Below are 12,561 nucleotides of genomic sequence, written 5' to 3'. Positions count from 1 at the left end.
GCGTCCGGGCGGCGCCCGGGCGGTGAAGCGGACTATGCCAGGCGAATGCGGTGATTCGGCGCGGTGAGCGGGACGTGGCACGATGCACTGCATGTCCTCGGCAGCGAACGGTCTGACCCGGTACCCGATCGTGCAGGCCCCCATGGCGGGCGGCGCCTCCTGTCCGGCGCTGGCCGCCGCCGTGTGCGAGGCGGGCGCCCTGGGCTTCCTCGCCGGCGGCTACAAGACCGCCGACGGCATGTACCAGGAGGTCAAGCGGCTGCGCGCGCTCACCCGCCGCCCGTTCGGCGTGAACCTGTTCATGCCGCAGACCGGCTACGTCGACCCGGCCGCCGTCGAGGCGTACCGCGGCCAACTGGCCGGCGAGGCCGGCTGGTACGACGTCTCCCTCGCCGAGGAGGACACCCTCGGCACCAGCGACGACGGCTACGACGCCAAGCTCGCGATCCTGCTCGAGGACCCGGTCCCGGTGGTGTCCTTCACCTACGGCTGCCCCGACCCCGCGGTCCTCGCCTCCCTGCGCAAGGTCGGCACGTACAGCGTCGTCACCGTCACCTCGGTCGACGAGGCCCGCGCCGTGCAGGCGGCCGGCGCCGACGCGGTCTGCGTCCAGGGCGTCGAGGCGGGCGGCCACCAGGGCACCCACCGCGACGACCCGCAGGCCGACGGCACGGCCCGGGTCGGGCTGCTCGCGCTCGTCGCGCAGGTACGGGAGGCCGTGGCCCTGCCGATCATCGCGGCGGGCGGGCTGATGCGCGGCTCGCAGATCGCGGCGCTGCTGGCCGCCGGCGCGGAGGCGGCCCAGCTAGGCACCGCGTTCCTCGCCTGCCCCGAGTCGGGGGCGCACCCGCTGCACAAGAAGGCGCTCACCGACCCGCTGTTCGGCCACACCGAGCTGACCAGGGCCTTCTCCGGGCGTCCGGCCCGGGGCCTGGTGAACCGGTTCATGCGCGAGCACGGCCCGTACGCCCCGGCCGCGTACCCGCAGATCCACCACATGACCGCGGGCCTGCGCAAGGCGGCCGCCGCGGCCGGAGACCCGCAGGGCATGGGCCTGTGGGCCGGCCAGGGGCACCGGCTGGCGCGGGCGCTGCCGGCGGGCGAGCTGGTGGAGGTGCTCGCGGCGGAACTGGCCGAGGCGCAGAGCGCGTTGAACGACATGCAGAAGAGGAGTACGTCATGACCGCCCCCGTGTTCGTGGTCGAGGAGGTCCCCGCGGGGCCCCGGTTCGTCCTGGACGGCCCGGAGGGCCGGCACGCGGTCTCCGTGAAGCGGCTGAACCCCGGCGAGGCGCTGGTCCTCACCGACGGCCGCGGCGCCTGGGCCGAGGCCGTCGTGGAGGCGGCCGAGGGCAAGGACCGGCTGTCGGTGGCGGTCTCCGCGACCGGCCACGAGGCGGAGCCGGAGGTGCGGATCACCGTGGTCCAGGCCCTGCCGAAGGGCGACCGCGGCGAGCTGGCCGTGGAGACCATGACCGAGACCGGCGTGGACGCGATCGTGCCCTGGCAGGCCTCGCGCTGCATCACCCAGTGGCGCGGCGACCGCGGCGCCAAGTCGCTGGCCAAGTGGCGCAGTACGGCCCGCGAGGCGGGCAAGCAGTCGCGCCGCGTCCGCTTCCCGGAGGTGGCCGAGGCGATGAGCACCAAGCAGGTGGCGGCGCTGCTCGCCGGGGCGGACCTCGCGGTGGTCCTGCACGAGGACCGGGCCCACCCCTCCGGAGCCCTGGCCACGGCGGAGCTCCCGGCGAAGGGTTCCATCGTCCTCGTGGTCGGACCCGAGGGCGGCGTCTCCCCGGAGGAGCTGGCGCTCTTCGCCGAGGCCGGCGCCCGCCCCTTCCGGCTGGGCTCCTCGGTGCTGCGGACCTCCACCGCCGGGACCGCGGCGACGGCGGTCCTGCTGGCCCGGACCGGCCGCTGGTCCTGAAGGGCCGCACGCACCGAGCGAAAAGGCAGGCCCCGGCCCGGGCGGCGCCGGATACGATGCCGGAGCTGATCAACGTCGACGTCGGCGCACCGCCCGCGTCACCCACGGAAGGCGAAGCAATGGCCGGGGAACCGCAGGCCGACTGCCTGTTCTGCAAGATCGTCGCGGGCACCGTCCCGGCGACGGTGGTCCGGGAGACCGAGACGACCGTCGCGTTCCGGGACATCAACCCGCAGGCGCCCACCCACGTGCTCGTGATTCCCCGCGTGCACTACCCCGACGCCGCCTCCCTCGCGGCCGCCGACCCGAACGTCACCGCCGACGTGCTGCGCGAGGCCGGCGAGATCGCCGCCCAGGAGAAGGTCGACGACCACGGCTACCGGATCGTCTTCAACACCGGAGCAGGGGCCGGCCAGACCGTCTTCCACGCGCACGCGCACGTCCTCGGCGGGCGCGGCCTGCAGTGGCCGCCGGGATAACCGTGTCCGTACGCGAGTTCGTGGTGCTGGGCACCGCCAGCCAGGTGCCCACCCGCCACCGCAACCACAACGGCTACCTCCTGCGCTGGGACGGCGAGGGCATCCTCTTCGACCCGGGCGAGGGCACCCAGCGGCAGATGGTCCGCGCGGGCGTGGCCGCCCACGACATCAACCGGATCTGCATCACCCACTTCCACGGCGACCACAGCCTCGGACTGGCCGGGGTGATCCAGCGCATCAACCTCGACCAGGTCCCGCACCCCGTCACCGCGCACTACCCGGCCTCCGGGCAGAAGTTCTTCGACCGGCTGCGCTACGCCACCGCCTACCGGGAGACGGTGCAGCTGCGCGAGGAGCCGGTGGCCCGCGACGGGGCGCTGGCCGAGGGGCCCTCGTACACGCTGGAGGCCCGCAGGCTCTCCCACCCGGTGGAGTCCTTCGGCTACCGGCTCACCGAGCCCGACGGGCGCCGCATGGTGCCCGAACTGCTCGCCCGGCACGGGATCAAGGGGCCCGACGTGGGCCGGATCCTGCGCGAGGGGCAGCTGGGCGGGGTCACCCTCGACGACGTCAGCGAGCTCCGGCGCGGCCAGAGCTTCGCCTTCGTCATGGACACCAGGCTGTGCGACGGCGTGACCGCCCTGGCCGACGGGTGCGACCTGCTGGTCATCGAGTCGACCTTCCTCGACGAGGACGAGCGGCTGGCCGCCGACCACGGGCACCTGACCGCCGGGCAGGCGGCCCGGACGGCCCGCGACGCGGGCGTCCGCCACCTCGTGCTGACGCACTTCTCGCAGCGCTACGGCGACCCGTACGAGTTCGAGCGCCAGGCCCGCGCGGCCGGCTTCGAGGGCGAGCTGACCGTCGCCGCGGACCTGGCCCGCGTCCCCGTTCCCAAGCGCCGCTGACTCCCAGGGCCCGTGCGGCCCCCGGCCCCGGGAGGCGGCCGGGGGCGAGGGGCGCCGGATGGTGCCGGAGGGGAGCCGTGGGCCAGTGACGTACGCCACACTGGGTTTCGGCACTGGAGGGGACGGGCAAGGCTGTCGGCTTTCCGTCGAACGACCACTCGCAGGCCGCTCGCAGAAACGACCCTTCGCTCGGACCGGGGAGTACACCGTGACCAGTCGGGACATCCGCACCAGCAGCCTCACCGCAGCCGTCGACCCGCTCGGACCGCTGCGCGACCCCCACGAACCCGGGTGCGACGTCTTCCTGACCGGCACGGTCTTCCTCGACATCATCTTCACCGGCCTCGACTCGGCCCCCGTCCGCGGCACCGAGTCCTGGGCGCGCGGCATGGGTTCCAGCCCCGGCGGCGTGGCCAACATGGCCACCGCGCTGGCCAGGCTCGGCCTGCGCACCTCCCTGGCCGCGGCCTTCGGCGACGACCACTACGGGGAGTACTGCTGGGACGCGCTGGAGCAGGGCGAGGGCATCGACCTGTCCATGTCGCGCACCGTGCCCGGCTGGCACAGCCCGGTCACCGTCTCGATGGCGTACGAGGGCGAGCGGACCATGGTCTCGCACGGCCACGAGGCCCCGCCCCCGGCCGGTCCCGGCGTCTTCCCGCAGTGCCCGCCGCGCGCCCGGGCGGCCGTGGCCTCGCTGGGGCCGGCCGGGGAGGACGGCTGGATCGGCGAGGCCGCCCGCCGCGGCTCGCGGATCTTCGCGGACGTCGGCTGGGACGAGAGCGGCCGGTGGGACCTGTCGTCCCTCGCGGACCTGGAACACTGCGAGGCCTTCCTGCCGAACGCGGGCGAGGCGATGCGGTACACGCGGACGGACTGTCCGAGAACGGCGGCCCGGCTGCTGGCCGAGCGGGTGCCCGTCGCCGTGGTCACCATGGGCTCGGAGGGCTCGTACGCGGTGGACTCGGGCAGTGGCGAGACCGTGCACGTGCCGGGCATCGCCGTGGACGCCCTGGATCCCACGGGCGCCGGGGACGTCTACGTCGCGGGCTTCGTCACCGGCTCCCTGGCCGGCTGGCCGCTGGCCGACCGGCTGGCCTTCGCGGGCCTGACGGCGGCCCTGTCGGTCCAGGAGTTCGGCGGCTCCCTGTCGGCGCCGGGCTGGCCCGAGGTGGCCCACTGGTGGCGCACGGCCCCCGACGGCCTGCGCGACCGGTACGCCTTCCTGGACGAGCTGATCCCGCGCGGCACGGCCCCGGGCCCGCGCCGCAGGGCCGTCCCGACGATCGGCTTCCGCCACTCCGCGTAGCCGCGGCACCGCGCGCCCCGCACCGGGCCGCGCCGGGTCCTCCGCAGCGAGGGCTCCCGGCCCGGCCGGGGCCGCGCGATACCGCCGGAAAACCCCTCGGGGATGCCCCCGCGGCGACGTACCCTTGGTACTCCGGAGGTCGTCGATCGGCGCGGCCCCTCAACGGGAGGTATGTGCAGGCCACAGTGCCGGCCCATGACTCAGACATCCACAGCCCACACCCCCGCGCCGGGGCAGGCGCGAGCCCACTTCACCGTTCCGGCCACGCATCCGATGGTGTCGGTGCTCGGCTCCGGTGACGCCCTGCTGCGCGTGATCGAGAAGGCCTTCCCGAAGGCCGACATCCATGTTCGGGGCAACCAGGTCAGCGCGATCGGCGAGGCGGCGGAAGTCGCACTGATCCAGCGCCTGTTCGACGAGATGATGCTCGTGCTCCGCACCGGGCAGCCGATGACGGAGGACGCAGTGGAACGCTCGATCGCCATGCTCAAGGCGAGCGACAACGGCAACGGCCCGCAGGAGACCCCTGCCGAGGTGCTCACGCAGAACATCCTCTCCAACCGCGGCCGCACCATCCGCCCCAAGACCCTCAACCAGAAGCGGTACGTCGACGCGATCGACCGGAACACGATCGTGTTCGGCATCGGCCCCGCCGGCACCGGCAAGACGTACCTGGCCATGGCCAAGGCGGTCCAGGCCCTGCAGTCCAAGCAGGTCAGCCGGATCATCCTGACCCGCCCGGCCGTCGAGGCGGGCGAGCGGCTCGGCTTCCTGCCCGGCACCCTCTTCGACAAGATCGACCCGTACCTGCGCCCGCTGTACGACGCGCTGCACGACATGATGGACCCGGACTCCATCCCGCGCCTCATGGCCAACGGCACGATCGAGGTCGCCCCGCTCGCGTACATGCGCGGCAGGACCCTCAATGACGCCTTCGTGGTGCTCGACGAGGCGCAGAACACGAGCCCGGAGCAGATGAAGATGTTCCTGACCCGGCTCGGCTTCGACTCGAAGATCGTCATCACCGGTGACATCACCCAGGTCGACCTGCCCGGCGGCACCAAGTCGGGTCTGCGCCAGGTCCAGGCGATCCTGGAGGGCATCCCGGACATCCACTTCTCGCGGCTCACGTCCGAGGATGTGGTCCGGCACAAGCTGGTCGGCCGTATCGTCGATGCGTACGAGCAGTACGACGACAGCCGGGAAGGCCGGGCACCCGGGCCCGCCCGGAACGAACACCAGCGGAAGTAGAACCCAGCGCACCATGTCGATCGACGTCAACAACGAGTCCGGTACCGAGGTCGACGAGCGGGCGATCCTCGACATCGCCCGCTACGCGCTCACCCGGATGCGGATCCACCCGCTGTCCGAGCTCTCCGTCATCGTCGTCGACGAGGACGCGATGGAGCAGCTCCACCTCCAGTGGATGGACCTGCCCGGCCCGACCGACGTCATGTCCTTCCCGATGGACGAGCTCCGTCCGCCGGCGAAGGACGACGAGGAGCTCCCGCAGGGCCTCCTCGGCGACATCGTGCTCTGCCCCGAGGTGGCGAAGAAGCAGGGCCAGGAGGCCGCGACGCAGCACTCCATGGACGAGGAGCTCCAGCTCCTGACCGTCCACGGGGTGCTGCACCTGCTCGGGTACGACCACGAGGAGCCGGACGAGAAGGCCGAGATGTTCGGCCTCCAGGCGGCGATCGTGGACGGCTGGCGCGCCGAGCGCGGCCTGACCGGCCCGTCCCCGGCCCCGACCGTCTCGTGACCGCTCCGCAGCTGATCACCGGGGCGGTCCTGCTGGTCGTCGTCGCCTGGTTCGCGGCGTGCGCGGAGTCGGGGATCGCCCGGGTGTCCGGCTTCCGCGCCGAGCAGGCCGTACGGGAGGGCCGGCGCGGCAGCGCGAAGCTCGTGCAGGTCGCCGCCGACCCCACCCGGTACCTGAACGTGGCGTTGCTGGTCCGGGTCACCTGCGAGATGGCGGCCGGCGTCCTCGTCACGTACGTCTGCCTCGACGAGTTCGGCGAGAACTGGAAGGCGCTGCTCATCGCGATCGCGGTGATGGTCCTGGTGTCCTTCGTCGCCGTCGGCGTCTCGCCGCGCACCATCGGCCGCCAGCACCCGCTCGTCACGGCGACGGCCGCCGCGTACGTCCTGGTCCCGCTCGCCCGCGTTATGGGGCCCGTCCCGCAGCTGCTGATCCTCATCGGCAACGCCCTGACCCCCGGCAAGGGATTCCGCAAGGGGCCGTTCGCCTCGGAGGCCGAGCTGCGCGCCATGGTCGACCTGGCCGAGAAGGAGTCGCTGATCGAGGACGAGGAGCGCCGGATGGTGCACCAGGTCTTCGAGCTGGGCGACACGCTGGTGCGCGAGGTGATGGTGCCGCGCACCGACCTGGTCTGCATCGAGCGGTACAAGACGATCCGTCAGGCGACCACGCTGGCGCTGCGCTCGGGCTTCTCCCGCATCCCGGTGACCGGGGAGAACGAGGACGACATCGTCGGCATCGTGTACCTCAAGGACCTGGTCCGCAAGACGCACATCAACCGGGAGGCGGAGTCCGACCTGGTCTCCACCGCCATGCGCCCGGCCGTGTTCGTGCCCGACACCAAGAACGCGGGGGACCTGCTGCGCGAGATGCAGCAGGTGCGCAACCACGTGGCCGTCGTCATCGACGAGTACGGCGGCACCGCGGGCATCGTGACGATCGAGGACATCCTGGAGGAGATCGTCGGCGAGATCACCGACGAGTACGACCGGGAGCTGCCGCCGGTGGAGGAGCTGGGCGAGGACCGCTACCGGGTCACGGCGCGCCTGGACATCACCGACCTCGGCGAGCTGTTCAAGGTCGAGGCCTTCGACGACGAGGACGTGGAGACGGTCGGCGGTCTGCTGGCCAAGGCACTCGGGCGGGTGCCGATCGCCGGCGCCTCGGCGGTGGTGGAACTGCCCGACGGGCGGCCGCTGCGGCTGACGGCCGAGTCCCCGGCGGGCCGCCGGAACAAGATCGTGACGGTGCTGGTGGAGCCGGTGGCCCCGGATCCGGCCGAGGGCGGGGAGGGCGAATGACGCCGGCCGAGCTGCGCGCCTTCTGCCTGGACTTCAACGCGGCGGTGGAGGAGTTCCCGTTCAACGCCGAGACCTCGGTCTTCAAGGTGCTGGGGAAGATGTTCGCGCTGTCGACGCTGGACGCCGAGCCGCTCACGGTGAACCTCAAGTGCGACCCCGAGCTCGCCGTGCGGCTGCGCGAGGAGCACGAGGCGATCGTGCCGGGCTGGCACATGAACAAGCGGCACTGGAACACGGTGACCGTGGGCGGGCCCGGCGCCCTGCCCGACGCCATGGTCCGCGAGCTGATCGAGGACAGCTACGACCTGGTGGTCGCGGGCCTGCCGAGGGCCGAGCGGCTGCGGCTGGACCGGCCCTGAGCCTCCCGGTCCAGATCACTGGCTGGGACGAAGGTCACTGAATGACGTGACCTTCGGATCCCAGGTTTCTGCAGGTTACAGGCCTATGTTGGTGTGTAACGCTCCATGATCATCGGGGGATGCGGGGGGATGGAGCGCACGGGCGCCCCGGCGGGGCCGTTGCACGGCCGCACCGGGGCGCTCCCTATGCTTTCGACCATGACCGACACCACCGGGATCAGCCCCGAGGACAGCAAGATCATCACGCTGGCGCGCAGCGCCCGGGCCCGCAACGGCGTGCCCGAGGGTGCGGCCGTCCGGGACGAGACCGGCCGCACGTACGTGGCGGGCACGGTGGAGCTGGACTCCCTCAAGCTGAGCGCGCTGCAGACGGCGGTCGCGATGGCGGTGGCCAGCGGGGCCGAGTCCCTGGAGGCCGCGGCCGTGGTCAGCGCGGCGGAGACCGTCGCCGACGCCGACCGGGCCGCCGTCAGCGACCTCGGCGGGCCCCAGACCCCCGTGCTGCTGGCCGGCCCGGACGGCACCCTGAAGTCCGCCACCCCGGCCGGCTGACCCCGCCGTCCAGCGCCCCGCCGGCACCCGGCGGGGCTACGCGGCCGCCGGGTGCGCTGCTGCGGCAGCGGCCCGGCCGCGCCGGATCACCATCGCCATCAGCGCGGCCATCGCGCACAGCGCCCCCGAGGCGTACCAGACGAGGTCGTACGAGCCGAAGACGTCCCGCGCGAGGCCGCCCAGGAACGCCACCACCGCGGCGCCCACCTGGTGCGAGGCCAGGACCCAGCCGAAGACGATCGCGCTGTCGTCCCCGTAGTGCTCGCGGCACAGGGCGATCGTCGGCGGGACCGTGGCGACCCAGTCCAGCCCGTAGAAGACGATGAAGAACACCATCGGCGGGTGCACGGACGGAGCCAGCAGCATCGGCAGGAAGAGCAGCGAGACCCCGCGCAGGGCGTAGTAGACGGCCAGCAGCCGCCGCGCCTCGAACCGGTCGGTGAACCAGCCGGACGCGATCGTGCCGACGACGTCGAACACACCGATCACCGCCAGCAGCCCGGCGGCCGCCGTCACCGGCATGCCGTGGTCGTGGGCCGCGGGCACGAAGTGCGTCTTGACCAGGCCGTTGGTCGAGGCACCGCAGATCGCGAAGGTACCCGCCAGCAGCCAGAACGGGCCGGTCCGCGCCGCCCGGAACAGCACCGCCACCGCCCGCCGCGCCGCGCCCGGCACCGGAGCCGGCTTCGCCGTGTACGCGCCGCCGTACGGGGCGAGGCCCACGTCGGCCGGGTGGTCGCGCAGCAGCAGCCACACGAACGGGACCACCGACAGCGCCGCCAGCGATACGGTCACCGCGGCCGGCCGCCAGCCGTGGTGCTCCACCAGCCAGGACAGCAGCGGCAGGAAGATCAGCTGGCCGGAGGCCCCGGCCGCGGTCAGGATGCCGGTGACCAGGCCGCGCCGGGCGGTGAACCAGCGGTTGGTCACGGTCGCCGCGAACGCCAGCGCCATGGAGCCGCTGCCGAGGCCCACCAGCACGCCCCAGAACAGCACCAGCTGCCAGGCGGCGGTCATCCACACCGTGGCGACCGAGCCGGCGGAGATCACCAGCAGGGCCACCGCCACCACCCGGCGGATGCCGAAGCGGTCCATCAGCGACGCGGCGAAGGGCGCGGTGAGCCCGTACAGGGCCAGGTTGACCGAGACGGCGAAGCCGATCGTGCCCCGCGACCAGTCGAACTCCTCGTGCAGCGGCTCGATGAGCAGGCCGGGCAGGGAGGCGAAGGCGGCGGCGCCGATGATCGTCACGAAGGTGACGGCCGCGACGAACCAGGCCCGGTGGATGCGCCCGCGCGCGGCGGTGGGGGAGGCAGGGTCGGAGGGGAGGTCGGAGGCGAGGTCGGAGGGCGGGGTGGCCGGGGGCGTGGAGGAGGGGGCTGTCTGCGTCACGCCGTCAGGATCCGGCCGGAAGGGCTCCACAGGACAGTGGCCTGACCGACACCCTTCGATACGATCGGGCCATGACCGCCGTGCACCGTGTCGTCGTCCTCGCCCTCCCCGGCCTGCTGCCCTTCGAACTCGGCATCCCGCACCGGATCTTCGGCCGTGCGAAGGATGCCGCCGGGCGGCCCCTGTACGAGATCCTGACCTGCGCACTCGCCCCCGGACCCGTACAGACCGACGCCGACTTCACCATCACCGTCGAGCACGGCCCCGAACTGCTGGCCACCGCCGACACCGTGGTCGTGCCCGCCTCGTACGAGCTCGGGCCGGTGTACGAGGAGGGCGTGCTGACCGACGAGCTCGCCGGCGCCCTCGACCGTGTCCGGCCCGGCACCCGGCTCGTCTCCATCTGCACCGGCGGTTACGTCCTCGCCGCCGCGGGCCGCCTCGACGGCCGCCCCGCCACCACCCACTGGTCCCACGCCGAGCACTTCCAGCGCCTCTTCCCGGCCGTACGGGTGGACCCCGGCGTGCTGTACACGGACGACGGGGACGTGCTGACCTCCGCCGGGGTCGCCGCGGGCATCGACCTGTGCCTGCACATCGTGCGCCGCGACCACGGTGCGGCCGTCGCCAACGACGTGGCCCGGCGGACCGTCGTACCGCCGCACCGGGACGGCGGGCAGGCCCAGTTCATCGAGCGGCCCGTGCCGCAGCCGCAGCTCGCCAGCACCCGGGCGGCCCGCGCCTGGGTGCTGGACCGGCTGCACGAGCCGGTACGGCTGGCCGATCTGGCGAAGCAGGAGTCCATGTCGGTACGGACCTTCACCCGCCGGTTCCGGGAGGAGGCCGGGATCAGCCCCGGCGAGTGGATCCTCCGGCAGCGGGTGGAGCGGGCTCGGGGCCTGCTGGAGCAGACGGACCTGCCGATGGAACAGGTGGCGCGGGAGGCCGGGTTCGGGACGGCCCAGTCGCTGCGCAAGCACGTGCAGGCCGCGCTGGGCGTGAGCCCGACGGCGTACCGGCGCACGTTCAGGGCGGGGTCCGCGGCCGGCGGAGGGGCGGATCCTGCCATCTCCTGATGGGCCATCAGTTGGTGCGGGGGCCGTGCATTGACTTCTCCCGCGGCCCGCTCGTGAATGGCCCCACCTCGGCGCGACGAAAGAACCCTGGGGGCGGGCAGTGCGAAGAGCGGCGGGCAGCAGGAGAGGGGCGGCGGCCTTCGGCCTGGCCGCGCTCGCGGCCGCCGCCGGGGGCGCGCTCGGCCCTCCTGCCGCTGCCGAGGGGGAAGCGCTGCCGGGCCGGGTGGAGTTCCCGACGCACTGCCTACCGCCCCGGGAGAGCGGGCTCCCACCCGCCGACGGGCCGACCACGGCCCGGATCACCGTCGACAACCCGCGGCCCCGCGCCGGCGACTCGGTCACCGTGACGTACCGGGTGGCAGCCACCCCTGCCGTCAACCCGCTGTCGGCCGAGCTCCCGGCCGACGCGCTGGTCCCGACCGGGCGCGTACTGCTGGGCGGCGCGCAGACCGGCGCGGTCACCGTGGTCGGCGCCGGGCGCCACGACCCGGTCCCGGCCGGTGCGGCCCTGCCCGCCCTCACCATGACCGGCACGTTCACCGCCACCGCCCCCGGCGAGGTCACCCTCGCCCCGGCGGGCTACACCCTGCACGCAAGGCGCCTGCCCGGGTTCGACACCGTCTGCACCACCACCGGGAGCCCGGTCTCCGCCCGGCTCACCGCGACCCCGCTGCCCCTGGCCAACCTCCGGTCGGTCTCGCTCGCCACCGCCGCCGGGAAGCCGGGCGCCCGGATCACCGTCACCGGCGCCGGCTTCGCCCCGGGCGCGCCCGTCACGGTGGCCGGCCGGGCGGGCGCCGCCGAGACCGCGGACCGGGTGCGCGCCACGGCGGACGTCCGGGGCGCGGTCCGGGCGGAGCTCCCGGTCACCGACCGGGAGACCACGGCGGTCGTCGCGTACGAGGGCACGGCCTGGTCGGCGCAGCAGGGCTCGGGCCCGGCGGCGTACACGGTCCTGGACCCGGCCCCCGTACCGCCGCCGATCGGCACGCAGCGGATGACGGCGGTGGTCGAGCCGGGTCCGGGCGGGCTGACGATGAGCCAGGCGGGCGAGGCGATCACCCTGGGCCGGGTCGCGTACGGCAGCGGGGCCGCCGCGCCCGGCCGGATCGGCACCGTCACGATCGAGGACACCCGCGGGGGACCGGCGGCCGGATGGACGCTGACGGGCAGGGTCAGCGAGCTCACGGGCCCGGACGGCGTCCGCGTCCCGGGAGCGTCGCTGAGCTGGACCCCGCGGTGCACGGCCGCGGCGGGCGGCCCCGGGCGCTGCACCCCGGGCAGCGCCGGGACGGTCGGCCCGCAGGGCGCGGTCCTCGCAACCACGGCCGGCGCCCCGCAGGCCGACGGCGCGCAGGCCGGTGCCCCGCCCGCCGGCGGCAGGTTCACGGTCGACGCCGAGGTCACCCTCCACATCCCGCCCTACACCCCGCCGGGCGCGTACACGGCGGTCCTCACCCTGACCCTCTCGTGACCGCCTGGTCGGCGCCGGGAGCGGCA

At 73.9% G+C, this 12,561-nt stretch carries 13 protein-coding genes; 12 read left to right on the top strand and 1 reads right to left on the bottom strand.

The window, feature by feature from the left end; genetic code table 11:
- The first annotated feature begins 91 nt into the window (after positions 1-91).
- The 10 genes from ABZ924_RS07085 (at position 92) to ABZ924_RS07040 (ending at position 8,593) form a co-directional block, all read left to right on the top strand.
- Positions 92-1,183, top strand: a complete 1,092-nt coding sequence (locus tag ABZ924_RS07085) for a nitronate monooxygenase (RefSeq protein WP_361905301.1) — start codon at positions 92-94, stop codon at positions 1,181-1,183.
- Positions 1,180-1,923 (top strand): 16S rRNA (uracil(1498)-N(3))-methyltransferase, encoded by a 744-nt coding sequence (locus ABZ924_RS07080; RefSeq protein WP_361905298.1) that lies wholly within the window; start codon positions 1,180-1,182, stop codon positions 1,921-1,923. The genes ABZ924_RS07085 and ABZ924_RS07080 overlap by 4 nt, the downstream gene beginning before the upstream one ends.
- A 119-nt stretch (positions 1,924-2,042) precedes the next feature.
- Positions 2,043-2,402: a histidine triad nucleotide-binding protein gene (locus tag ABZ924_RS07075; protein WP_361905295.1), complete on the top strand. Its 360-nt coding sequence runs from the start codon at positions 2,043-2,045 to the stop codon at positions 2,400-2,402.
- Between the two features lie 2 nt (positions 2,403-2,404).
- Positions 2,405-3,310, top strand: coding sequence for a ribonuclease Z (locus ABZ924_RS07070; protein WP_361905292.1), 906 nt, complete (start codon positions 2,405-2,407; stop codon positions 3,308-3,310).
- Between the two features lie 208 nt (positions 3,311-3,518).
- A complete protein-coding gene (locus ABZ924_RS07065) occupies positions 3,519-4,619 on the top strand; it encodes a PfkB family carbohydrate kinase (RefSeq protein ID WP_361905289.1) in 1,101 nt (366 codons plus the stop codon).
- A gap of 195 nt (positions 4,620-4,814) precedes the next feature.
- The gene (locus ABZ924_RS07060) at positions 4,815-5,870 is read left to right on the top strand and encodes a PhoH family protein (protein WP_361905286.1); all 1,056 of its coding nucleotides are present in this window, start codon (positions 4,815-4,817) and stop codon (positions 5,868-5,870) included.
- Between the two features lie 13 nt (positions 5,871-5,883).
- Positions 5,884-6,381, top strand: a complete 498-nt coding sequence (gene ybeY / locus ABZ924_RS07055; protein ID WP_361905283.1) for an rRNA maturation RNase YbeY — start codon at positions 5,884-5,886, stop codon at positions 6,379-6,381.
- Positions 6,378-7,682 (top strand): hemolysin family protein, encoded by a 1,305-nt coding sequence (locus ABZ924_RS07050; protein ID WP_361905281.1) that lies wholly within the window; start codon positions 6,378-6,380, stop codon positions 7,680-7,682. Before ybeY ends, ABZ924_RS07050 begins: the two co-directional genes overlap by 4 nt.
- Positions 7,679-8,041: an MmcQ/YjbR family DNA-binding protein gene (locus ABZ924_RS07045; protein WP_361905278.1), complete on the top strand. Its 363-nt coding sequence runs from the start codon at positions 7,679-7,681 to the stop codon at positions 8,039-8,041. The genes ABZ924_RS07050 and ABZ924_RS07045 overlap by 4 nt, the downstream gene beginning before the upstream one ends.
- Positions 8,042-8,239: 198 nt before the next feature.
- Complete coding sequence (locus ABZ924_RS07040) at positions 8,240-8,593, top strand: cytidine deaminase (protein WP_361905275.1); 354 nt, start codon at positions 8,240-8,242, stop codon at positions 8,591-8,593.
- Positions 8,594-8,629: 36 nt separating this feature from the next.
- Here the strand turns inward: ABZ924_RS07040 and ABZ924_RS07035 are convergent, their stop codons facing one another.
- A complete protein-coding gene (locus tag ABZ924_RS07035) occupies positions 8,630-9,985 on the bottom strand; it encodes an MFS transporter (protein ID WP_361905272.1) in 1,356 nt (451 codons plus the stop codon).
- Positions 9,986-10,056: 71 nt separating this feature from the next.
- On the opposite strand from ABZ924_RS07035, the gene ABZ924_RS07030 reads away from it, so the two are divergent.
- Entirely contained in the window at positions 10,057-11,061 is a 1,005-nt protein-coding gene (locus ABZ924_RS07030; protein ID WP_361905269.1) for a helix-turn-helix domain-containing protein, read from the top strand.
- 100 nt (positions 11,062-11,161) lie between these two features.
- On the top strand, positions 11,162-12,535 hold the full coding sequence (locus ABZ924_RS07025) for a beta-xylosidase (protein WP_361905266.1): 1,374 nt from the start codon (positions 11,162-11,164) through the stop codon (positions 12,533-12,535).
- Positions 12,536-12,561 lie beyond the last annotated feature (26 nt).

The organism is Streptomyces sp. NPDC046876 (genome assembly GCF_040645035.1).
GTDB lineage: Bacteria > Actinomycetota > Actinomycetes > Streptomycetales > Streptomycetaceae > Streptomyces.
This window is presented reverse-complemented; position numbering and strand designations above follow the sequence as displayed.